The sequence below is a fragment of the Streptomyces sp. SL06 genome, assembly GCF_058244745.1.
On the sequence record NZ_JBSYOT010000002.1, the window covers coordinates 5,248,558 to 5,269,664 of the forward strand.

Below are 21,107 nucleotides of genomic sequence, written 5' to 3' on the forward strand. Positions count from 1 at the left end.
CGGCCGGGTGCTAGGCCGCCCGAGCTGTCGCCACCGGCTCCGCCTCGTGCATCGGGCGTCCCGCCCCCAGGTCCCGCAGGATCGCCGCCGAGGCCCGGTGGCCCGAGTGCAGGGCGCCCTGGGCGGTGCTGGTGTCGCGGTGGTCGCCGCACACGTACAGGCCGGCCAGGAGGCGTACCGGGCGGCGCAGGTCGTGCGGGGGGCGCATGGCCGGGACCGCTTCGGGGGTGTGGTGCACGGCCAGGGTCTCCCAGCGGGTGGTCGGGGTGCCGTAGAGGCGGGTCAGATGGATGCGTACGGCGGTGTCGACATCGGGCGGGGGAGGGCCGAGGACCGTCGAGGAAACGAGGGCGCGGCCGGCCGGGGCGCGGGAGGGGTCCACGTGGCTGACCACCGCCGTGTGGGCGACCGGGCCGCCGCGGTCCGCGTCGAGCAGCAGGGCCGCGCCGGTCGTCGGCGGTTCGTCGGTCGTGTGGTGCACCACCGTCACCGGGTGGAACTCCGGCACCCTGAGCCCCGGCAGCAGCTCGGCCGCCGCGCGGGCGCCGGTCGCCACCAGGACCGCGCGGCAGCGGATGACACCGTGCTCCGCGGTGGTCACCGAGTTGGTGGCGACCGAGGTGACCCGGACCCCGGTGTGCACCGTGCCCGGCGGCAGCGCACGCGCCAGTCGCTCGGGCAGGGCCCCCGCACCGCCCTCCGGCAGCGCCAGCCGCCCCGCCGCGAACGCCCGCAGCGCGAGGTCCGCGCACCGGCTGGAGGTCGTGAGGTCCGGGTCGCACAGCAGGGCGGCGAGCAGCGGACGCAGGAAGCCGTCGATCGTGCGGGCCGGCAGCCCGCGGGCCGCGAGCGCCTGGGCGGCCGGCAACTCGGGCCGGGCCAGCCAGCCGTTCGGCCGAGGCGCCGGCGAGCCGGGTCAGCGCCGCGCCGAGCCTGGCCTGGTCCACGGCGGTGCCGAGCGGGGCCCCCGCGCGAGGGCGCGGCACGGCGCCGGGCCGCCCAAAGACGCCGGGGGCGCTCGTCGAGCGCCGGGGCACGGGCATCGAGCGGGGGGCGTTCGCGAGGGCGCGTACCGCATGGAGTGCGCCCCTCGCGCCCCGCATGCCCGCCGGGGTGCCCGCCCGGTGGTGACGGCCCTCGCTGTGCAGCAGTACCCCGGGTGCGAACGGCAGCAGCGCGAGGCCGTCGAGCCCGGGGGTGCGGCGCAGTTCGGGATACGCCGTGGACAGCAGCTGTCCGATCCTGTCGAGCCGGAAGCCGCCGGCCTTCTCCGTCGCCATCCTGCCGCCCACCGCGTGGGCGGCCTCCAGGACCGTGGTCGTCACTCCTGCGCCGGTCAGCCGGTGCGCCGCCGCGAGTCCGGCGATCCCGGCCCCCACGACGACGACATCCGCGTGGTACGCGGGCTCAAGCACGTGCCCCTCCTCGAGGTTGCGCGGCCGCTGGGGACGTCCTGCCCCCAACCCGCTTGAGGGATACCCGAGTTCGAGACGAGGCTAGGGTCCGCGGCGGTCGCTGGGAGTCGCGCGGAGACAGGGCACGGTCGCACGGCGGTCGCATACGGGAGCAGGGCGGTCGCCAGGCGGCAGGAGGGCGGCCGGGAAGCGCCGGAAAGAGCGTGAACCGATCAGCGGGCTCCCGCCGTCCGCCCCCGTCTCACAGCGCCGCCCGGATCGCCCCGTCGATCTCCGGGAACGCGAAGCGGAAACCCGACTCCAGCAGACGGGCCGGGAGGACGCGGGCGCTGCCCAGGACGTCACCGGCCATCTCGCCCAGCACGGCGCGCAGGACCGGCGCCGGCACCGCGAACGGCGTGGGGCGGTGCAGCACCCGGCCCATGGCCGTGGTGACCTCGCGGTTGGTCGCCGGGCGCGGGGCGGTCAGGTTGAACGGGCCGGACAGGTCCGCGCGGTCCAGGAGGTGCCGGATCGCCGCCACCTCGTCGTGCAGCGCCACGAAGGACCAGTACTGCGACCCGTCGCCCAGCCGTCCGCCGAGCCCCGCCCGGAAGAGCGGGAAGAGCCGGCCCCAGGCCCCGCCCCGGCGCGCCACGACCAGCCCGGTGCGCACGAACACCGTCCGTACGCCCGCCTCCCGCGCGGGGGCCGCGGCGGCCTCCCACTCCACGCACAGGGACGGCAGGAAGCCCTCTCCCGCGGGCGCGCTCTCGTCCACGGCCCGGTCGCCGGTCTCCCCGTAGAAGCCGATCGCGCTGCCGTTCACGAACACCCGCGGCGGCCGTTCCAGCGAGGCGGCGGCCCGTGCGAGCGCCGTCGTGCCGCGCACCCGGCTGTCGCGCACGCGCGCCTTGTACGCGTCGCTCCAGCGGCGGTCGCCCACCCCGGCGCCGGCCAGGTTGACCACGGCGTCGCACCCGGTGAGCCCGGCCGCGTCCACCCGCCCGTTCTCCGGATCCCAGCGGACCTCGTCCGCGCCCCCGGGCGCGTGCCGCACCAGGCGCACCACCTCGTGTCCGTCCGCGGTCAGGGACCGCACCAGTGCGCTGCCGATGACACCCGACGCGCCGGCCACCGCGATGCGGGAACGTTCCAAGTCCATGCGCCCATCCTGCCGGGTGGCCCCGGGAAAACCCCGGACCCGCCGGCGCGCCCGCGCCGTACAGTGATCGCCATGTCAGTTCCGCACATACGCCGCGCCAGGTCCGAGGACGAGGTACCGCTGCGCCGGATCGACCGGGACGCCTGGTCCCATCTGCACGCCGTCTCGCCCCCGCCGGGACCGGACGAGCCCTTCTTCCGCGAACACTCGGGCCCCGCCGACCACTTCGTCGCCGAACTCGACGGCGCCGTCGTCGGCTACGTCCGCCTCGGCTTCCCCACGGAACTGGCCTCCAACGCCCATGTGCGCCAGATCCGCGGCCTCGCCGTCGCCGAAGCGGCCCGCGGGCACGGAGCGGGCCGCGCCCTGGTCCGCGCCGCCGTCGCCGAGGCCCGCCGCCTGGGCGCCCGGCGCATCACCCTGCGGGTCCTCGGCCACAACACCGCGGCGCGCAAGCTCTACGAGGCCGAGGGCTTCGTCGTCGAGGGCGTGCAGCCGGAGGAGTTCCTGCTCGGCGACGAGTATGCCGACGACGTGCTGATGGGACTGCCGCTGACCGCGCCGGGGGCCCCCGCCGGGCCGGTCCTCACGCCGTGACCGGCCTGCCCGTGTCCACCGCCTGCGTCGCGTTCGCGGCGCGCCGCGCGTCGGGGGCCACCTCGGCCGCCGTCAGCACGTAGCCGGTCTCGGCGTCGGAGGTGGAACGGGCGAACACCACGCCGTACACCCGGCCGTCGGTGGTCAGCAGCGGTCCGCCCGAGTTGCCGGGGCGGACCGTGGAGCGGATCGAGTAGATCTCCCGGGTGACATTGGCGTCGCCGTAGATGTTCTGCCCGGTCGCCCGGACCCGGTCCGCAACCGTCGCCGCCCGCAGGTCCAGGTCGCCGTCCTGCGGATAGCCCGCGACCACCGCCGCGTCGCCGCGCCCGGCGTCCTCGTCGAACTCCAGGACCGGTGCGCGGAGGTCCGGGACGTACAGCACGGCCACGTCCTTGCCCGGGTCGAACAGCACCACCCGCGCCCGGTACGCCGGTCCCACCCCGCCGACCCGCACGCTTGGCTCGTCGATGCCGGCCACCACGTGGGCGTTGGTCATCACGTGCTCCCGCGCGTACACGAAGCCGCTGCCCTCGCGGCCCTGGGCGCCGGCGACGCCCTCCACCTTCACCGTGCTGAGCTTGGCCGCCCTGGTGGCCGCCGCCGTGACGCTGTCCCCGGCGGGCTCCGCGACCTTCGCCGTCGACTCGTTCTCGAACGGGTTGAAGACCTGCGGGAAGCCGGCCTCGGTCAGCGCGGAGGTGGCCCGCGAGAACCACGCCGGGGTGGTGTCCGGCATCGCCCGCTGCACCGCGCCCAGCACCGTCGAGTCCCGGATCGCCGTGGTGAGCAGCGTGGACGAGGACGCCGCCAGGACGCTCGCGGCGACCCACGCCACGATCAGCGCCGCCGCCGCGTTGGCCGCCGCACCGCCGGCCCCGTCGGCCACCCTGAGCGGTCCGGAGTCCAGCTCCCGGCGCAGCCGCAGCGCGGGCCGGCCCGCCAGCTCGTGGCCCACGACCGCGGGCAGCAGCACCGTGACCACCGCGGTCACCGTCGCCGTCGTCGAGCCCGGCGTCACCAGATCCATCACCCACGGCAGGACCCACACGCCGAGCGCCGCGCCGCCCACGAAACCGGCCAGCGAGACACAGCCGGCCACCAGCCCGCGCCGGTAGCCGGACGCCGCGTAGGCCAGGGCCACCAGCACCAGCAGGATGTCGAGCAGGTCCACGCGAGCCGCCTTCCCAGTACGTGCCGGACCGACCTGGTGATCGGTCCGGGGCGCGCGGCTGTCCGAAAAGCGGCCACCCGTGCGAGCGAGCGAGTGTGTGCGGTCATACCGGAAACGTCGTGGACCGGGGGGATGGTTCCACCGGCTGGCACAGCACACCTCGCGGACGGACCGGATCCACCGGACAGTGGAACCATGCGTGTCTTCCGAAGACCGCGCGGAGCCCGCAAACGGCACGCGATCTCCACCCCGGACACCCCCACCTCCCCGGCCACCGCCCGGGACCCTGATGACGCCGGGGATCCCGGTGACGCCGGGGAGCCTGGTGACGCCGGGGAGCCTGGTGACGCCGGGGATTCCGGTGCTGCTCGAAAGCCCGGGGACGCGCGCACATCCGGGGGCGCCCGGGAAGCTGGTGACGCGCGGGACCCTGGTGCTGCTCGGCAGCCCGGTGACGCGCGGGAAGCCGATGCTGCCCCGGAGCCCGGCGGCGTCCGGGACCGTGGTGCCGCCCGCCCACCCGGCACCGCCCGGGAGCCCGGTGCTGCCCAGGTACCTGGGGACGCCAGTGCATCCGGGAACGCGCAGGAGCCCCGTGACGCCCGGGGGCCCGATGATGCCCGTACGGCCGGTGGCTCCCAGGGGCCTGGTGATGCCCGTACGTCCGGTGGTGCCCGGGAAGCTGGTGACCCGCGGCGCGCGGCCCCGGAGGCGGACGACGCTCGTACGTCCGGTGGTGGTCGGGCATCTGGTGGCGTCCGGGAGTCTGGTGAGGCCCGCGCGCTTGGTGCTGCCGGGGAGGCCGGTGGTGCTCAGGCATCTGGTGGCGCCCGCACGTCCGGCGACTCCCCGGTAGCTGGTGGCGCCCGCGCATCCGGTGGCGCCCGGGACCCTGGTGGCGTCCGGGACCCTGGTGAGGCCCGCGCACCCGGTGCCGCCCGGGAGGCCGGTGGCGCCCAGGCCCCTGGTGGCGCCCGCACGGCCGGTGCCACCGGGGAACCCGGTGGTGCCCGCACGGCCGGATCCGGTGGCGGGCGGATGGTGGGGGCGGTGCGGGGTTTGCTCGGGGTGTTTCCCGGGCTGGCCGCCGTCGCCGCGCTCGTTCTGTGCGCGAACGGTGTCGAGCGGGCAGCGGCCTCGCACGCGGACCCGGTCGCCGCCGCCGACCGGCACGCCGCGCCGCGGCCGGCCATCGTGCCCCGGTCGGCCTGGCTGGGCGACGCCGCCCGCGCCCAGCCGTCCCCGCGCTACGACGACGAGGTCCGCGCGGTCTTCGTCCACCACACCGACACCCCGAACGGCTACGACTGCGCCGACGTGCCGGACATCCTGCGCGGCGTGTACTCCGGCCAGACCGGCGCCCGGGACTGGGACGACATCGGCTACAACTTCGTCGTCGACCGCTGCGGCACCATCTACGAGGGCCGGGCCGGCGGCATCGACCGCCCCGTCACCGGCGCCCACACCCAGGGCTTCAACCACCGCACCACCGGCATCGCCGCCCTCGGCACCTTCACCGAGGGAGTACCCGTGCCCGACGCGCTGACCGACGCGATCGCCGCGCTGGCCGCCTGGAAACTCGGCCCGACCGACACCGACCCGCGCGCGAAGGTCGGCCTGGTCTCCAGCAACGGCCTCAGCCGGTACGCGGCCGGCGCCACCGTGGCCCTGCCCGCCGTCGCGGGCCACAACGACGGCTACCAGACCAGTTGCCCGGGTGAGGCCCTCACCGCCCGCCTCGCGGACATCCGACAGACGGCGGCCCGACTCCAGGGCCGAACCGACTGACGCACGGAAACGGGCCGGACACGCCGGTCCCGGCTCGGCCCAGGCCGCTGCGAGATCGTGGTGCAGGCGGTGCAACCGCGGCGCCGACGGCCGCCATGGTGTCGCGCACGTTGCCCATCTTCCCGAAGGCCCTGGCCCGGGACGGGCCTACGCCGCCCCGCGCTGCTCCAGCAGCAGCTCGTCCCCGGCGCGGAAGCGGTCGGTGCCGCCCTCCTCCCAGGCGACGACCACGAACAGGCCGCCCATCGCGCCGATGTCGGTCTTCACCGCCCTCACGGTGCGCCACTGCCCCTCGTAGCCGACCCGGTCTCCCGGGCCGACGAGCGCGGCCACCCTGGTCGGCGTCACCGCGCTGTCTCCTCGGCCCGGGTGATGCGCTCCAGCGGTACGTCCCACTCGATGCCGCCGCCCGGCGGGCGCATGAACGCCCGACTCTCGACCAGCCTGTTCTTCTCCTTGGTGCGCTCCTCCAGGACCCACATCAGGCAACCCGTGCGCTCCGAGACCGTGTCCACCACCAGCGTTCCGGCGGGGTACGGGAGCTTGCCCACGCACAGCGTCGTCTCAACTCTTCCGCTCACTCCCGACCGCCTCTCCGCAACGCGTCGGCCAGCCGTACGGCCACGTCGGCGCGCACTCGTCCCAACTCCACGAGCTTCAACTCGGGGGACGCCGCATCGACCGTGAGCGGGTCGATTTTCTGCTGTTCCTTGGTCACCATGAACGGGACGCTAGAACTGGCCACTTGGAGTCCGGTACGTGCTTTTCTCGATTTTTCTCGCGTGCTGCCTTGCTTAGCTCGTTTTTTCGCATGCCGATGGTCGCAACCCGTGGTGCAACGACCTCCGGCGGGCAATGCTGGGGTGATCAGCCCTCGGCGGAAGGATCTGGCCATGACCCGACGACTGCGCTTCAACGGGACGGGCAGCGGTATCTGCTCGCGCACGCCGAGCGCGTCAACCTCCCGAACGAGGACTTCTGGATCTTCGACTCACACATCGTCGTCCTGTGCATCTTCGAAGACGACCAGTACAACCGGCTGCGGGACGTGGCCCAGCACCACGCCACCCCATTCCGGAAGTTCGCGGCGGAGCTGGCCGCGAAGGAGGAGTAAAAGGGGTGACGCCGATATCCGCCCAGGATTGCGCGCTAAGGGTCGCTGCATGGTCTGACCAGCAGTAAGAGGGCCTGTTCGCATCTCGGTTCGGTCACTCGTGGGAGGGATGGGGCGGCCGGGACTTAGCGTGTTGAATTGTGACTGCTGAGTACCTTTCAAGTAATCAGATCGCTCGCTACGGGCGATTCGCGCAGGAGCCCTCGCCGCAGGAGCTGGAGGCGTTTTTCCGGCTGGACGAGGCGGCGCTGGAAGCGGCGGGGACGAAACGGCGTCCGCACAACCGGCTCGGGTGGGCGGTGCAGTGGGGCACGGTGCGGATGCTCGGCACGTTCGTGTCCCAGCCGTCCAGGGTGCCGAAGGGGGTAGCTGCGTTCGTCGCGGATCAGTTGGGGATCGAGGACCCGTCGTTGCTGGAGGGGTATCCGGAGCGGCAGACGACCCAGTACGAGCACGCCAAGGAGATCCGGGCTCTGCTTGGGGTCCGGGATTTCGAAGACGGCGAGTTGGACTTGCGGCAGTACATCGCGGGCCGGGTGTGGGTGTCCAACGAGGGGCCGCGGGCGCTGTTCGACCGGGCGGTGACGTGGCTGCGGCGCAACCGGTGCCTGCTGCCGGGAATCACTCCGCTGGCCTACCTGGTGACCGAGGTCCGCACGGCCGAGCAGGTCCTGATCTACTCGGTGGTCGACGCCCCGGTCACCCCGGAGTTGCGGCGTGACCTGCTGGGATTGCTGGTGGTGCCGGAGGGGGACGCTGTGTCGGTGCTGGAGCGGTGGAGTACGGTGCCGCGCGAGGTCAGCGGACGGGGGCAGAAGGGCGCGTTGGAGCGGGCGCGGGATGTGCGGGGGCTGGGGGTCGGCGGGTTGACCTGTGGCGGGTGCCGCCGGTGAAGCTCGCGGAGCTGGCCCGTTTCGGCGTCGGCACCCACGCCCCTCGGCTGCGGCGGCCGGCCGCGCCGCACCGCCACCGGGCCGGTGTTCCGCCGTCCTGCGTGGAGCAGAGGGCGGTCAGACGGCGTGGGGCAGGTCGGCGAGCAGGCTCCGGACGCCGGGGTGGGTGCCGTGCTGCTGGCGGAGGGTGGCGGTCACGCATTCCAGGTGGTGGCGGACGCGGTGGGAGCCGACCTGCTCGGCCAGGGTCAGGGCCTGCCGGGCGGCGTTGACGGCTCCGGCGATGTCGCCGGTCTGGGCGCGGGCGTCGGCCAGTTCGCTGGCGAAGAGCATTCTGTCGCGGGGGTAGCCCTCGGCGTCGTCGACCGTGCGGCCGCCGAGGTAGGGCTCGGCGAGGTCGGGGTGGTGAGCTGCGAGCAGTGCCCGGCCGGTCTGGGCGTCCACGGCCGAGGAGCCGAGCCACAGGGTCCACCAGGGTTCTTCACTGTCGCGGGCGGAGGCCAGGTGAGTACGGGCCTGGCCGTCGGCGCGGTGCACCGCTTCGGTGTCGCCCATCTGGCCAGCCAGGGCGATGCGGCGCATCTGCAGCACCGCTCGCAGGCGCGGAGTCAGGGCCTGGGGCCTGCGGTTCTCCGCGACCTCCAGGAGGGTCGAGGCTTCGTGGTACTGGCCGAGCCAGGACTCCTGATAGGCGGCCGAGGCAAGGAGATTGACCGTGGCGTGGTGGACGCCGGGGGCGTCAGCGGCCTCGCGGGCGAGTCGCAGACCGGTCTGGTAAACGCGCTGGGCCTGCGGGTGGTGGCCGGCGTCGAACAGCATCCACCCGTAGGTCTCCGACATCTCGACGTACGCGGTGTGCAGGCGCACGCCTTCTGCCCCGCCGTAGCGGCACTCCGTGATCAGCTTGCCGAGGTTCTGCCAGATCCCGCCGGCCCACAGCAGAGTGGAGGCGCTGCCCTCGCTGTCGTCCAGCTCCCGGGCCTGCTGCACTGCACGCTCTACCGTTGCCGTCAGCTGCGGGGAGACCCGGTCGCCATTCTGGGCCGCGCGCAGTTCAGGTGCTCCCCCCATCAGCAGATCCAGTGCCGGCGCGGTCGAGACGGCCCCGGACAGCAGGATGAACGAGCGTCGCTGCATGGGGACATCTCCCTGGGTCTCGCGGAGCAGTTCGGTGGCGGTGGCGTCATAGGGCCGGTCCAGTGCGCGGTGGCGGCGGCGCGGCCGGTGGCGGTCCCAGCCCAGGCCGGTAGCCGTCAGCGGGCGCCCGGTGTAGTGCGAAAGCACGGCCAGCACGTCGACCGCCACCTCGGCCGACGGCCGGTCCCCGCGCATCCACGGGTAGCCCGTCTTGAGGTGCAGGGGCAGCGAGCCGCGCTGAGCGCGGTGCTGGTTCACCCGGGCGATCAGCTGTTCCGGACTCCACCCGAGCCCGGCCAGCTGTTCGCGAAGCGGACTCGGCTCTGGCTTACGGTCCACCGGCTTCCCCCTGCTACGGGACGGCACCTGATGGGACGTTAGCACTCGCCCGCGGCCCCATGACAGGGGTGATCACGCGCCTCAGGTGTAGTTACACCCAGCGGTGTGGACACGGTGAGCGCGTGTGCTGCACCAGGTCCACCGCGCCCACCGCCCGGTCCTCTGTCCAGGCGCCGACCGGGGCGCTGTCCTTGAGAGTGCCCCGGCCGTTCCTCCGCTCGTACAGGTGCACAGTGCCCATGCCGAAGCGGTCCGCCGTGGCTGTCCCCGCCATGACGCATTTTCCGGCCGCGCCTGCGCGGCCTCGACGAGAAGGGTCGACCGCCGTGAACACCATGGACCGCCTCGCGGAACTGTCCGGCGCCACTGTCACCGTGACCGGGGGGTTCGGGCTGGTCGGAAGCCGTATCGTGCACAGGCTCCGGGCTGTTGGAGCCAAGCCGCTGGCCGTGGGCCGGCTGGACGCCTACGGCTCAAAGGTCTACTCGACCGTGTTCGGAATCTCCCCAGCCGACCCGGACGTGGTCGCGGGCGACATCACCGACTCCGCGCTGATGGACGATCTCATCTCGCGCAGCGACTACGTCGTCCACGCCGCGGCGCTGGCCGACGTCGCCGAATGCACCCGCAACCCGATGGCCGCGGTCGAAGCGAACATCTCCGGCACCCAGACCGTGCTGGGCGCCGCGGCCCGGCACAGCGGCACGCTCAGGCGTCTGGTCTTCGTCTCGTCGGCCAGCGTCTACGGCCTGGGGTCCGGATCATCCAGCCAGACCGCGCGGTTCAGCGAGGACGACCCGCTGACCCCTGTTTCCGTCTACGCCAACACCAAGGTCTGGGGCGAGCACCAGACCGCCCTGGCACTGGCCGGTCAGAACGACTCGCACGCGATCGTGCGGTACTTCTCCGTGTACGGCGAACCGCAGGTGGTCAAGGAGAACAGCCACTCGTGGGTGGTCGCCTGGTACGGCATGCGGGCAGCGCTCGGCCTGCCTCTGCAGCTCAACGGCGGCGGCTCCCAGGTCCGCGACTTCGTGCACGTGGACGACATCGCCGACGCCTCGCTGCTGGCCGCGCTCGCCCCACGTGCCCACCGGGCGACGCTCAACGTCGGCACCGGGCGGGCCACCTCCATCCGGAAGATCGCCGACCTCGTGCGCCGTCACCGCCCCGACAGCCCGCTCGTCGAAACGCCGATGCCGCAGGGCGACCCGCTCGGCGCCTGCGCCACGACCACCCGTATGAAGGACGCCCTGGCCTGGGAACCCTCCGTCAGTATCGAGGACGGCGTCCAGCGGTACATGGAGTGGGTGGAGCGCACCCCCGAGGCGATCCCGGAATGGCTGCGGGCCGAGTGCGCCTGACCGCCCTCACAACACCGGGGGGCGTCCCAGGCGGGTCATGTTCCACACCGTGGACCACCGCATCGGCCGACGCGCCCCGCAGGGCGTGCGCCAGCCTTCCGCGAAGCCGCCGAACCATGCCCGCAGCCCGGCCGCGTCCCGGGTACGGGCCACGGTCAGCACCGTCCACACCCCCAGGTAGACCGGCACGAGCACGGCCGGCAGATGGCGCCGGGCCAGGTAGACCCGGTTGCGGGCGTTGGTCCGGTAGAAGACGGCGTGCCGGGCCGGTGACGTCCGGGGGTGCTGGAGAAGCAGGTGCGGCTCGTAGGCGATCTTCCATCCGGCGTCCAGCGCACGCCACGCCATGTCCGTCTCCTCATGCGAGAAGAAGAACGAAGCCGGCCAGTCCCCGACCTGCGCCAGCATCTTCCCCGACAGCACGTGCGCACCGCCCAGGAACGTCGTCACCGTTCCACCGCGCATCGGGTCACCGGCTCGCAGCCGGGGAACGTGGCGGCGCTGGGTGAACCCGGTCTCGTCCGCGATCCGGAAACCGACGATCCCCAGACCCGGGTCCGCCTCGTACATCTGCGTGATCCGCTCGAAGTCGGTGTCCGCGACCAGCAGCCCGTCGTCGTCCAGGTCCAGCACCAGATCCATGTCCCGCAGGCGCTCCAGGGCAACGTTCCGCCCGCCCGTCACGCCCAGATTCTCCGCGAGCTCCACCGCCTCCACCCACGACGGCAGGTCCAGATCCGCCAGCAAGCACCCGTTGCCGACCACCACAGTGCGCGTCGCCGGCGCCGTCTGCGACCTGACCGAGGCCAGCAGCGCGGACAGCTCCTTCGGCCGCGTCCCCATCGTGAGGATCGCGACACCCAGCGTCATGCCCACCCGAACCGTCCTTCCGAGGAACCAGAGATGAACTCCAGAAGGCCGAAGCCTAACGCCATCGCACTGCACGAACTCGCCACCAACGGGGCCCTGCCCGACCGACAGGCCATGGACCCGGACACGCTCGGCTGGATCACCCGCAACCGGCCACCGTTCACCAGCATCCCGCCCCGCCTGCCACGCCAGGTCACGATGCTGATCCCGGACCCCGCATGGTTCACGGACGCCCATCTGGCCGACTCCCTTCACGGCATCCGCCACAACGCCCGGGTCAGCCTGATCGCGTCGATACTCGCCGCCGGGCACGGTCTTGACCGGGACCACACCCTGGCCCTGTGCGCCGCCGCAGCCGTCCACGACTGCCGCAGGCGCAACGACCGGGACGACCCCGGCCACGGGCAGCGCGCCGCGACCTGGTTCACCACCAACGCGGGCATCGTCACCGCCGCACTGGGCCACCGCGTCCCGCCGACCCCACTCGCGCAGGCGACGCTGGCCGTCGGCCTGCACGACGTACCGTACGAGGCATTCACCGCGGCGCAGAACAACGCCTACCGGCAGGCCCCGCACCTTGTCGACCTGCTGAAGGCCGCGGACGCCATGGACCGCTACCGCCTGCCGCTCACCCGCTGGTGGCCAGATCCCTCCCGGCTGCGCATCGCTGTGCCCGACTGGCTCCACCCGCTCGCCTTCGACCTGGTCGTGCGAAGCGAAAAGGCCCGGCTCGACGGTGCCACCCAGGACCAAGCACTCGACCACGCCCGCCAGATCCTCACCCGCGGACAGTAGGGAGACCCGCCCGTGCACACAGACTGGGACGACGCCCACACCGACTACACCAGTCCTCCCACCCGCCCGATCGCCGCCGGACTCGCCGAGTGCGAAGCCGACTGGCGCAGGCGCCTGCAGCGGGAGACGCCCGGCGGCTGGCTGCTGACGGGAAACGCCATGACCCGCACCCTGACCAACGGCCACCCGATCCACCTGATGCACACCACGACCGCACTCGACGCCATCCGCGCCAGCGGCCAGCTCTACGCAAGCTCCGGCTGCCTGGTCGCCGCGCTCTACTGCGCGCCACTCACCCCGGAGCGAGCCGGCCTACGTCCGCACAATCTGGGCGCGTACCTGCTGGAGACCAAACCGCACACCCGGACCCTGGTCTTCGAGATCACCCCGCACACCCCCGCACCGGCCAAAGGCGTCGACTACCTTCGGCTGGGCCGGATCCACCTGCGAACCTACCTTGAGCACCAGAGCTTCCTCACCGGGGCCGAGGACGCCCGGCTCCGCCGGACCGCCCTGGGAAGGATCCGGGCCGCGGCCCCGTTCATGGACGTGCTTCTGGCCAACGCCACCGGGAAGCGGACGCCGTGCACCACGTTCACCGACCAGCTCTCCGCCGCAGTCCAGAACTTCCCCTTCCTGGGCTACCTCTACTTCGAGGTGCTGTCCGAGTACCTGATGCTCCACTCCACCACGGCGGAGACAAAGACGTACGCGCAGGCCGGCGAGCTGAACAACCGCCTGTACAAGCGTCTGGCGCACACGGCGGTGAAGGGTATGGAGCAGTTATTCGACCTCTCCCGATTCCACCCCGGACACGACCGCCTGGTGGAGCTGGTCGCAGGGATAGAGCCGGGGCTGGCGCCCGGGGCGGCCGAGTACACCAGGGACCGTCTGTCGCACCTGTTCGCCGCCGTGTCACTTGCCCCGTCCCAGGACGCGGACGCCTTCACTTTCCAGGGCGCGGACTTCGACGCACTCGCCGTTGCCGCGCCGTCCCTGCTGGGGGAGGCCGTCTTCCGCGAGATGCGGATCTTCGAGCGGTACCCCGAGCTCTACCTCGCCTTCGAGCAGGCGAAGGCCCTTGAAGCGTGGGGCTACTGGAACAGCGAGGGGATCCCGACGCCGTTCAACGGCTTCCTGCCGAAGGGGGAGATCGGCGTCAATCCGGCCTACCCCGGTTCCACATGCAGGGTGTGGGTGGCGGAGACCTGTGAGCGGGGACTGCTCCACCCGGTCGACGAGCTCAACGTGACCCCTGTCCCCCGCCTGGCCGAGCTGAGCATGACCGCCATGCGCAGGGACGAGACGGGGAGAGCAGCCGGGCACGTCCGCTCGGCGAGGTCCAGATCCCTTTCGCCGTGACACGCCACACCCCTCATGTACGGAAACGATCGTTCGCGAAACACGAAGATCGACATAACGTTCCAGCAGGTCGCGACTGTAACGATTCCCGTGTACGCACCTATGTTCCGCACACCCCCGTTTGCGATGCGATCGGGCATGAAAATCGGCGTGGCAAGGGTCAGCACTCGCGATCAACACCCCGAAGCCCAGCAGGACGCCCTGTACGCGGCCGGCTGCGAGAAGGCGTCCGGCAAGCTCGCCGGGCGCCCCGAACTCGACAAGGCCCTCCTTGTCGCCCGTGACGGTGACCAACTCGTCGTCACCAAGCTCGACCGACTCGGCCGGTCGTTGGAGAACCTCATCGAGCTTGCCAGGGAGCTACAGGAGCGCGGGGTGGGCCTCGTCGTCCTGGACCAGGGCATCGATACCTCCACCGCCGTCGGCAGGATGTTCTTCCAGATCCTCGGCGCGATCGCCGAGTTCGAGCACGCCCTGATGTCGGAACGGACGATGGACGGCCTGGAGGCCGCACACACTCGGGGCCGCACCGGCGGCCAGAAGCCCAAACTCGGCCCCCGCCAGGTCCAGCTGGCCCGGGAGATGTACGACTCCGGCGACTGTACTGTCCAGCAGATCGCCGACGAGTTCGGCGTCACCCGCCCCACCATCTACCGCCACCTCGGCAAGACCTCCACAGCATGATCAACCCTTAGCGCGCAATCCTGGACGGATATCGGCGTGACCCCTAGGGGGTGTCTGACAAATGGTCTTGGCGCGGTTCGCGGAGCCAGAGGATGAGTGCTGCGAGGTGGAGTCCGGCCCGGTAGCGGGCGGCGAGTTTGTCGAAGCGGGTCGCGATGGCCCGGAACTGCTTGAGCCGGTTGAAGCAGCGTTCGACGACGTTGCGAGCTTTGTAGAGACCACGGTCGAAGGCCGGTGGCCTGCCGCCGGCCCGGCCGCGCCGCATCCGGTTGGCCTTCTGGTCAGCCCTTTCCGGGATCACCGCCCGGATGCCCCGGCGACGCAGCGTCCGGCGGATCGCCCGTGACGAATACGCCTTGTCGGCGATGACCGCGTCGGGTCTGCGACGCGGCCGCCCGACGCCGGTCCGGGGCACTCTCACCGCGTCCAGGACCGCCTCGAAGGCTGTCGAGTCGTTGACGTTGCCGGGTGTGACGAGGACGGCCAGAGGCAGGCCCCGGCCGTCGCAGGCGAGGTGAACCTTGGTGGTCAGCCCACCGCGGGACCGACCGAGCGCCTGACGATCCGCCTCGCGTTCCGGATCTTCCAGTTCGTCCCCCGCCGACGCCCCTTTTTGCGGGCGCCGGCTGCATGCTGGTGGGCCCGACTGATCGTGGAGTCGACCGAGACCGTCCATTCCACGGCCCCGACCGAGTCGTCGCGGACCTGGACCTCTTCGAGCAGGCGCGCCCAGGTCCCGTCCGCCTCCCAGCGGGCGAACCGTTCATAGACCGTCTGCCACGGCCCGAAGCGCTCTGGCAGGTCACGCCACGGACCACCCGTCCGCAACCGCCACAACACCCCGTTGATCACCTGCCGATGATCCCGCCACGGACGCCCCCGCCCGTCAACACCCGGCAACAGCGGCGCTATCCGCTCCCACGCCACATCCGTCAGCTCACCACGACCCACCACAAGACCAATTATCAGACACGACCTAAAGCAGGCGTGAACCGGTGAGCACCGACTATCAGCAGGCCCGCGAAACGCTCGGGATCCGTCCCCGGGAGCTTCGGTTGTCCTGCCCTGACGGTCGGCTCACCGGTACCGCCCTGGCGCGCAAGCTCGGGTGGCCCAACTCAAAGGTCTCGAAGCTGGAGTTGGGCAAACAGACGGCCACACCCGAGGACCTGCGACAGTGGGCCGCCGCGTGTGGCCAGGTCGCGTCCTACGACGAGCTTCGGGCCAGGCTGGCGGGGTTCGAGTCGCACATCCGCTCGTGGCGGCGTCAACTCACCGCAGGGCACAAGTCCGTCCAGGATGCCGCCGCAAGGGAACACGAGCGGACGCAGGTCCTCACCATCTGGGAAAACTGCCTGATCCCCGGCATGTTGCAGATCCCGGACTACGCCCGGCACGTCTTCGTCCGGCACGCCGAACTGATGCGCTCGCCACGGGACACCGAGGACGCCGTACGCGCCCGAATTCAGCGGCAGGAGATGCTGTACCAGCGAGGGCGCAAGTACCGGATCATGATGTGGGAAGGCGGGTTGCGCACCTTGGTCTGCCCGCCCTCGGTCCTCGCGACGCAGCTTCACCACCTCGCCGGTGCCATCGGGCTGGACACCGTCGAACTGGGCATCATCCCGTTCGACGCCTCGCTGAAGATCTGGCCCGGCAACAGCTTTTGGATCTACGACGAACGCCTTGTGATCGTTGAGGACTGGCACGCCGAACTGTGGCTGGACGACTCGGACAGCGTGGCCACCTACCTCCGCACCTGGCGCACCCTTTGCGAGTCGGCCGTCTACGGAGCCGACGCCCACAACGTCATCAGCTCTGCCCGCCGTGCTCTGAACGCCCGTTAGGCAGACCTCCGACGGGACCTGCCATGTCCGCACGCGCATTCAGCCGTGACGTCACCCGGGTCGGTTCTTGGCCTCAGCCCCCTCCGAAGCGCTCCCACAGGCGGGGCAGGCGTTCGGCCAGGGCCTGGGGGTTCTCCAGGTCGATCACGGTGCCCAGGGGCTCCGCCGGTGCCGGGGCGATGCCGAGGGCGGGGGCGACGGTACCGGTGAGCTGTTCGTAGGCCTCGTCGGCCGCGTAGCCCAGCTCCTCGCCGTCGCCGTCCAGCTCCTCGTCGAAGTCGTCCAGCAGCTCGGCGAGCGAGTCGGGCTCGTGCACCGCCCCCTCGTACACCTCGCGGCCCTGGCCGATCAGCCAGCACCGGAAGAAGTCGAAGGCGTCGTCGCTCGCCCCGCCCAGCAGCACCCACGCGGCACCCCACAGATCCCAGGCGCAGGCGCGGTTGTAACGGGCCTCGAAATGGCGGGCGAAGTCGAGCACCCGGTCCGGGTCCATCCCGAGGAGCCGCTCCACGAGCAGGTCGGCCTGGTCCTCGGGATCACCGTCGGCGCCCCGCCGGGTGGCGTCGATCAGCTCCCAGAACTCCGTCTCGTCCATCACCGGTCCAGCATCGGCCCTGGAGGGGTGGGACGCACCCGGAGTACGGCGGATCGTTATGTGCGGGCCGGCCCCGCGCCGGCGTACAACCCCGCAAGCCGCCGCGCGTCCCGGGCGAACCGTTCTCGCAGACTCGCGGGCGCCAGCACCTCCACCTCCGGCCCCAGCCCCGTCAGCTGCGCGTGCGCGACCTCCTCGGACTCCACGGGCAGCGTCACCGTCACCCACCCCTCCGCGTCCGGCGCGTCCGCGGCCGCCAGCGCCTCCCGGGCGGCCGGAGGGTCGACGGCGTGCGGGAGCCCGCGTACGCCCGCCGCCGACAGCCGTACCACCACCCGCGCCCGCAGGATCGACCGCGCGAACTGCTCGGCCCGCTCCGCCCAGAACGCGGGCAGGTCGAAGCCGTCGTCCCGTGCGAAACGCTCCTCGCCCGCCTCCACCGCCGCGAACCGGTCGATCCGGTACACCCGGTACGGCCCGCCGTCCGCCGCCCCCGCGACCCGCGCGCACAGATACCAGACCCCCGCCTTCAGCACGAGCCCGTACGGCTCCAGCTCCCGTACCACCGCCTCCTCCCCGCGCCGGTAGCGCGCGGTGATCCGGCGGTCGTCCCAGACCGCGTCCGCCACCGCAGGCAGCAGCTCGGGCGTCCCGGGCTCCCGGAACCAGCTCGGCGCGTCCAGATGGAACCGCTGGGCGGCCGTGCGGGAGGCGTCCCGGAGAGAGGGGAGCAGCGCGGCCGACACCTTCAGCCGGGCCGCCGAGGCCGCGTCCTGCAGACCCATCTCGCGCAGCGCCCCCGGCACCCCGGACAGGAACAGCGCCTCGGCCTCACCCCGGGCCAGCCCGGTCAGCCGGGTCCGGTACCCGCCGACCAGCCGGTAGCCCCCGGCCCGGCCCCGCTCCGCGTACACCGGCACACCCGCCTCCGAGAGCGCCTGCGCGTCCCGCGTCACCGTCCGCTCCGACACCTCCAGCTCGCGGGCCAGCTCGGCGGCGGTCATCGTCGGCCGGGACTGCAGGAGCAGCACCATCTTGATGAGGCGGGCAGCACGCATGCCCCACATCATGCAGGAGGCCCCCGCCGAAGCGAGGGCCCCCGAACACCGGCCGGACCTTACAGGCCGTAGCGCTCGCGCGCCTCCTTCACGGCCGTCGCCCTGACCTCGCCGCGCCGGGCGAGCTGGGCCAGGGCCGCGACCACGATGGACTCGGCGTCCACACCGAAGTGGCGGCGGGCGGCGTCACGGGTGTCCGACAGACCGAAGCCGTCGGCGCCCAGCGAGGACCAGTCCTGCTCGACCCACTGCGCGATCTGGTCCGGGACCTGGCGCATGTAGTCGGAGACCGCCAGCACCGGGCCCTCGGCGCCCTGGAGCGCCCGGCGGACGTACGGCACCCGGTCCTCGCCGCGCAGCAGCGCCGCGTCGGCGTCCATCGCGTCCCGGCGCAGCTCCGTCCAGGAGGTCGCGGACCACACGTCGGCGGCCACGCCCCACTGCTCGGCCAGCAGCCTCTGCGCCTTGAGCGTCCAGTGGATCGCCGTACCGGAGCCCAGCAGCTGGATCCGCGGGGCGTTCGCGACCGGGGTCAGACCGGCCGACTCCGCCGTGTTGAAGCGGTACAGGCCCTTGACGATGCCCTCGTCCACGCCGGGCGCGGACGGCTTGGCCGGCTGCGGCACCGGCTCGTTGTAGACCGTCAGATAGTAGAAGACGTTCGGGTCCTCGCCCGGAGCCGTCGCGCCGTACATCCGGCGCAGACCGTCCTTGACGATGGTCGCGATCTCGTACGCGAACGCCGGGTCGTACGACAGCGCGGCCGGGTTGGTCGCCGCGATGGCCGGGGAGTGGCCGTCCGCGTGCTGGAGACCCTCGCCGGTCAGCGTGGTCCGGCCGGCCGTGGCGCCGACCAGGAAGCCGCGGCCGAGCTGGTCGCCGAGCTGCCACATCTGGTCGGCCGTGCGCTGCCAGCCGAACATCGAGTAGAAGATGTAGAACGGGATCATCGCCTCGCCGTGCGTCGCGTACGACGTGGCGGCGGCGACGAAGTCGGCCATCGAACCGGCCTCGGTGATCCCCTCGTTGAGGATCTGGCCGTTCTTGGCCTCCTTGTAGTACATCAACTGGTCGCGGTCGACCGGCTCGTACGTCTGGCCCTTGGGCGAGTAGATGCCCAGGGACGGGAAGAGGCTCTCCATGCCGAAGGTGCGCGCCTCGTCGGGGACGATCGGCACCCAGCGCCTGCCGGTCTCCTTGTCGCGGACCAGGTCCTTGACCAGGCGGACGAACGCCATGGTGGTGGCGACGCTCTGCGAGCCGGAGCCCTTGTCGAACGCGGCGAAGGCCTTGTCCGCCGGGGCCGGCAGCGGCGCAATCGGGTGCACGCGGCGGGCCGGGGCCGGACCGCCGAGGGCGGCGCGGCGCTCCTGGAGGTAGCGCACCTCGGGGGAGTCGGCGCCCGGGTGGCCGTAGGGGACCACGCCGTCGACGAAGTCACTGTCCTTGATCGGCAGGCCGAGCCGGTCGCGCATGTCCTTGAACTCGTCCACCGAGAGCTTCTTCATCTGGTGGTTGGCGTTCTTGGACGCGAAGCCCGAGCCGAGGGTGTGGCCCTTGACCGTCTGGGCCAGGATCACGGTCGGCGCGCCCTTGTGCGAGAGCGCGGCCCGGTACGCGGCGTAGACCTTGCGGGACTCGTGGCCGCCGCGCGAGAAGTGGAAACAGTCGATGATCTTGTCGTCGCTCAGCAGCTTTGCCATCTCGACGAGCGCCGGCTCCTTGCCGAAGAAGTCCTCGCGGATGTAGGCGGCGTCGCGCGTCTGGTACGTCTGCACCTGGGCGTCCGGTACCTCGCGCAGCCGGCGTACGAGCGCGCCGGTGGTGTCGAGCCGGAACAGCTCGTCCCACGCCGTGCCCCACAGCGACTTCACGACGTTCCAGCCGGCGCCGCGGAACTGGGCCTCCAGCTCCTGCACGATCTTGAAGTTGGCGCGGACCGGGCCGTCGAGGCGCTGGAGGTTGCAGTTGATGACGAAGGTCAGGTTGTCCAGGCCCTCGCGGGAGGCGAGGGTCAGCGCGGTGGTGGACTCGGGCTCGTCCATCTCGCCGTCGCCGAGGAACGCCCACACGTGGGAGTTGGTCAGGTCTTTGATGCCGCGGCTGGTCAGATAGCGGTTGAACCGCGCCTGGTAGATCGCGGAGATCGGGCCAAGGCCCATCGACACCGTCGGGAACTCCCACAGCCAGGGCAGCCGGCGCGGGTGCGGGTAGGACGGCAGGCCGTTGCCGCCGGCCTCGCGGCGGAAGTTGTCGAGGTGCGCCTCGGTGAGGCGGCCGTCGAGGAAGGCACGGGCGTAGATGCCGGGGGAGGCGTGGCCCTGGATGTAGAGCTGGTCGCCGGAGCCGTCACCCTCCTTGCCCTTGAAGAAGTGGTTGAAGCCGGTCTCGTACAGCCAGGCCGCGGAGGCGAAGGTGGCGATGTGGCCGCCGACGCCGTGCTTGCTGCCGCGGGTCACCATCGCCGCCGCGTTCCAGCGGTTCCAGGCGGTGATCCGCTGCTCCAGCGCCTCGTCGCCGTCCACGGCCGGTTCGTCGGCCGTCGGGATGGAGTTGACGTAGTCCGTCTCGAGGAGCTTCGGCAGCGCGAGGCCGGCGCCCTCGGCGCGCTCCAGTGTGCGGCGCATCAGGTACGCGGCACGGTGCGGCCCGGCCGCCTGGGTGACGGCGTCCAGGGAGGCCTGCCACTCGGCGGTCTCCTCGGGGTCGCGGTCCGGGAGCTGGTCCAGCTCGCTCGGCTGGATGGCTTTGGGGTCGGTCATGTCGCCGCCTTCCTCAGTCGAAGGGGGTTCCCTCATCGGCAAGGGGATCGGGGGTGCCCTAGGTCTTTGGCAGGACAGGGCTGGGCTCTGTGGTGGAAGCCCATCGGTGACTGTAACTCGCTGATCGATGATCGATCAAAGGGTTGAGAGGCAAAACCTCTTGATAACG

General features: G+C 72.0%; 20 protein-coding genes and 1 pseudogene. 9 read left to right on the top strand and 12 right to left on the bottom strand.

Features of this window, described 5'->3' with window-relative positions:
- Nucleotides 1-10: 10 nt before the first annotated feature.
- Both AC4IHM_RS24035 and AC4IHM_RS24040 read right to left on the bottom strand, forming a co-directional pair.
- Nucleotides 11-1,415: pseudogene (locus tag AC4IHM_RS24035) on the bottom strand (NAD(P)/FAD-dependent oxidoreductase).
- Between the two features lie 241 nt (nucleotides 1,416-1,656).
- Complete coding sequence (locus AC4IHM_RS24040; RefSeq protein WP_490870916.1) at nucleotides 1,657-2,553, bottom strand: TIGR01777 family oxidoreductase; 897 nt, start codon at nucleotides 2,551-2,553, stop codon at nucleotides 1,657-1,659.
- A gap of 78 nt (nucleotides 2,554-2,631) precedes the next feature.
- On the opposite strand from AC4IHM_RS24040, the gene AC4IHM_RS24045 reads away from it, so the two are divergent.
- The gene (locus tag AC4IHM_RS24045; protein WP_490869080.1) at nucleotides 2,632-3,156 is read left to right on the top strand and encodes a GNAT family N-acetyltransferase; all 525 of its coding nucleotides are present in this window, start codon (nucleotides 2,632-2,634) and stop codon (nucleotides 3,154-3,156) included.
- On the opposite strand, the gene AC4IHM_RS24050 is transcribed toward AC4IHM_RS24045, so the two are convergent.
- Nucleotides 3,146-4,330 (bottom strand): MarP family serine protease, encoded by a 1,185-nt coding sequence (locus AC4IHM_RS24050; protein ID WP_490869081.1) that lies wholly within the window; start codon nucleotides 4,328-4,330, stop codon nucleotides 3,146-3,148. The genes AC4IHM_RS24045 and AC4IHM_RS24050 overlap by 11 nt on opposite strands.
- Nucleotides 4,331-5,368: 1,038 nt before the next feature.
- Here AC4IHM_RS24050 and AC4IHM_RS24055 point away from each other — a divergent pair.
- A complete protein-coding gene (locus tag AC4IHM_RS24055; protein ID WP_490869082.1) occupies nucleotides 5,369-6,118 on the top strand; it encodes a peptidoglycan recognition protein family protein in 750 nt (249 codons plus the stop codon).
- A 147-nt stretch (nucleotides 6,119-6,265) separates the two neighbouring features.
- Here AC4IHM_RS24055 and AC4IHM_RS24060 read toward each other — a convergent pair whose 3' ends face one another.
- The 3 genes from AC4IHM_RS24060 to AC4IHM_RS24070 are packed head-to-tail and all read right to left on the bottom strand — an operon-like array spanning nucleotide 6,266 to nucleotide 6,839.
- Nucleotides 6,266-6,466, bottom strand: coding sequence for a hypothetical protein (locus AC4IHM_RS24060; protein ID WP_490869083.1), 201 nt, complete (start codon nucleotides 6,464-6,466; stop codon nucleotides 6,266-6,268).
- The gene (locus AC4IHM_RS24065; protein ID WP_490869084.1) at nucleotides 6,463-6,699 is read right to left on the bottom strand and encodes a hypothetical protein; all 237 of its coding nucleotides are present in this window, start codon (nucleotides 6,697-6,699) and stop codon (nucleotides 6,463-6,465) included. Before AC4IHM_RS24065 ends, AC4IHM_RS24060 begins: the two co-directional genes overlap by 4 nt.
- Nucleotides 6,696-6,839 (bottom strand): hypothetical protein, encoded by a 144-nt coding sequence (locus tag AC4IHM_RS24070; protein WP_490869085.1) that lies wholly within the window; start codon nucleotides 6,837-6,839, stop codon nucleotides 6,696-6,698. Before AC4IHM_RS24070 ends, AC4IHM_RS24065 begins: the two co-directional genes overlap by 4 nt.
- Nucleotides 6,840-6,935: 96 nt before the next feature.
- Here AC4IHM_RS24070 and AC4IHM_RS24075 point away from each other — a divergent pair, with 96 nt between their 5' ends.
- The gene (locus AC4IHM_RS24075) at nucleotides 6,936-7,232 is read left to right on the top strand and encodes a hypothetical protein (protein ID WP_490869086.1); all 297 of its coding nucleotides are present in this window, start codon (nucleotides 6,936-6,938) and stop codon (nucleotides 7,230-7,232) included.
- Between the two features lie 140 nt (nucleotides 7,233-7,372).
- Nucleotides 7,373-8,125 (top strand): DUF4158 domain-containing protein, encoded by a 753-nt coding sequence (locus AC4IHM_RS24080; protein ID WP_490869087.1) that lies wholly within the window; start codon nucleotides 7,373-7,375, stop codon nucleotides 8,123-8,125.
- Between the two features lie 117 nt (nucleotides 8,126-8,242).
- Here the strand turns inward: AC4IHM_RS24080 and AC4IHM_RS24085 are convergent, their stop codons facing one another.
- Nucleotides 8,243-9,601, bottom strand: coding sequence for an NsdA family TPR-like regulatory protein (locus AC4IHM_RS24085; protein ID WP_490869088.1), 1,359 nt, complete (start codon nucleotides 9,599-9,601; stop codon nucleotides 8,243-8,245).
- Between the two features lie 335 nt (nucleotides 9,602-9,936).
- Here AC4IHM_RS24085 and AC4IHM_RS24090 point away from each other — a divergent pair, with 335 nt between their 5' ends.
- Nucleotides 9,937-10,965, top strand: a complete 1,029-nt coding sequence (locus AC4IHM_RS24090; RefSeq protein ID WP_490870917.1) for an NAD-dependent epimerase/dehydratase family protein — start codon at nucleotides 9,937-9,939, stop codon at nucleotides 10,963-10,965.
- A 6-nt stretch (nucleotides 10,966-10,971) separates the two neighbouring features.
- Here AC4IHM_RS24090 and AC4IHM_RS24095 read toward each other — a convergent pair whose 3' ends face one another.
- Entirely contained in the window at nucleotides 10,972-11,835 is an 864-nt protein-coding gene (locus AC4IHM_RS24095; RefSeq protein ID WP_490869089.1) for a glycosyltransferase family 2 protein, read from the bottom strand.
- A gap of 33 nt (nucleotides 11,836-11,868) precedes the next feature.
- On the opposite strand from AC4IHM_RS24095, the gene AC4IHM_RS24100 reads away from it, so the two are divergent.
- The 3 genes from AC4IHM_RS24100 (at nucleotide 11,869) to AC4IHM_RS24110 (ending at nucleotide 14,676) form a co-directional block, all read left to right on the top strand.
- Nucleotides 11,869-12,630 (top strand): hypothetical protein, encoded by a 762-nt coding sequence (locus AC4IHM_RS24100; protein ID WP_490869090.1) that lies wholly within the window; start codon nucleotides 11,869-11,871, stop codon nucleotides 12,628-12,630.
- Between the two features lie 12 nt (nucleotides 12,631-12,642).
- A complete protein-coding gene (locus AC4IHM_RS24105) occupies nucleotides 12,643-13,992 on the top strand; it encodes a hypothetical protein (RefSeq protein ID WP_490869091.1) in 1,350 nt (449 codons plus the stop codon).
- Between the two features lie 150 nt (nucleotides 13,993-14,142).
- Nucleotides 14,143-14,676 (top strand): recombinase family protein, encoded by a 534-nt coding sequence (locus AC4IHM_RS24110; RefSeq protein WP_490869092.1) that lies wholly within the window; start codon nucleotides 14,143-14,145, stop codon nucleotides 14,674-14,676.
- 43 nt (nucleotides 14,677-14,719) lie between these two features.
- Here AC4IHM_RS24110 and AC4IHM_RS24115 read toward each other — a convergent pair.
- Nucleotides 14,720-15,627 (bottom strand): IS5 family transposase gene (locus AC4IHM_RS24115; RefSeq protein WP_490870743.1). Its coding sequence is split into 2 segments (ribosomal slippage): nucleotides 14,720-15,282 and nucleotides 15,282-15,627, totalling 909 coding nucleotides; the frame shifts between segments, so codons are not numbered across the junction.
- A 44-nt stretch (nucleotides 15,628-15,671) separates the two neighbouring features.
- Here AC4IHM_RS24115 and AC4IHM_RS24120 point away from each other — a divergent pair.
- Nucleotides 15,672-16,523: a helix-turn-helix domain-containing protein gene (locus AC4IHM_RS24120; protein ID WP_490869093.1), complete on the top strand. Its 852-nt coding sequence runs from the start codon at nucleotides 15,672-15,674 to the stop codon at nucleotides 16,521-16,523.
- Nucleotides 16,524-16,596: 73 nt separating this feature from the next.
- Here the strand turns inward: AC4IHM_RS24120 and AC4IHM_RS24125 are convergent, their stop codons facing one another.
- The 3 genes from AC4IHM_RS24125 to aceE are packed head-to-tail and all read right to left on the bottom strand — an operon-like array spanning nucleotide 16,597 to nucleotide 20,938.
- Nucleotides 16,597-17,118 carry a DUF4240 domain-containing protein gene (locus AC4IHM_RS24125; protein ID WP_490870918.1) on the bottom strand — a complete coding sequence of 174 codons (522 nt, stop codon included), beginning with the start codon at nucleotides 17,116-17,118 and terminating at the stop codon, nucleotides 16,597-16,599.
- A 56-nt stretch (nucleotides 17,119-17,174) separates the two neighbouring features.
- Nucleotides 17,175-18,176 (bottom strand): helix-turn-helix transcriptional regulator, encoded by a 1,002-nt coding sequence (locus tag AC4IHM_RS24130; RefSeq protein WP_490869094.1) that lies wholly within the window; start codon nucleotides 18,174-18,176, stop codon nucleotides 17,175-17,177.
- A gap of 59 nt (nucleotides 18,177-18,235) precedes the next feature.
- Nucleotides 18,236-20,938 carry a pyruvate dehydrogenase (acetyl-transferring), homodimeric type gene (gene aceE / locus AC4IHM_RS24135; RefSeq protein ID WP_490869095.1) on the bottom strand — a complete coding sequence of 901 codons (2,703 nt, stop codon included), beginning with the start codon at nucleotides 20,936-20,938 and terminating at the stop codon, nucleotides 18,236-18,238.
- Nucleotides 20,939-21,107: the final 169 nt, after the last annotated feature.

Coding starts and splice junctions, on each gene's coding strand:
- AC4IHM_RS24045 (WP_490869080.1), top strand. CDS start 2,632: ATGTCAGTTCCGCACATACGCCGCGCCAGGTCCGAGGACGAGGTACCG.
- AC4IHM_RS24055 (WP_490869082.1), top strand. CDS start 5,369: ATGGTGGGGGCGGTGCGGGGTTTGCTCGGGGTGTTTCCCGGGCTGGCC.
- AC4IHM_RS24070 (WP_490869085.1), bottom strand. CDS start 6,839: ATGGTGACCAAGGAACAGCAGAAAATCGACCCGCTCACGGTCGATGCG.
- AC4IHM_RS24075 (WP_490869086.1), top strand. CDS start 6,936: ATGGTCGCAACCCGTGGTGCAACGACCTCCGGCGGGCAATGCTGGGGT.
- AC4IHM_RS24090 (WP_490870917.1), top strand. CDS start 9,937: ATGGACCGCCTCGCGGAACTGTCCGGCGCCACTGTCACCGTGACCGGG.
- AC4IHM_RS24095 (WP_490869089.1), bottom strand. CDS start 11,835: ATGACGCTGGGTGTCGCGATCCTCACGATGGGGACGCGGCCGAAGGAG.
- AC4IHM_RS24100 (WP_490869090.1), top strand. CDS start 11,869: ATGAACTCCAGAAGGCCGAAGCCTAACGCCATCGCACTGCACGAACTC.
- AC4IHM_RS24125 (WP_490870918.1), bottom strand. CDS start 17,118: ATGGACGAGACGGAGTTCTGGGAGCTGATCGACGCCACCCGGCGGGGC.
- AC4IHM_RS24130 (WP_490869094.1), bottom strand. CDS start 18,176: ATGCGTGCTGCCCGCCTCATCAAGATGGTGCTGCTCCTGCAGTCCCGG.
- aceE (WP_490869095.1), bottom strand. CDS start 20,938: ATGACCGACCCCAAAGCCATCCAGCCGAGCGAGCTGGACCAGCTCCCG.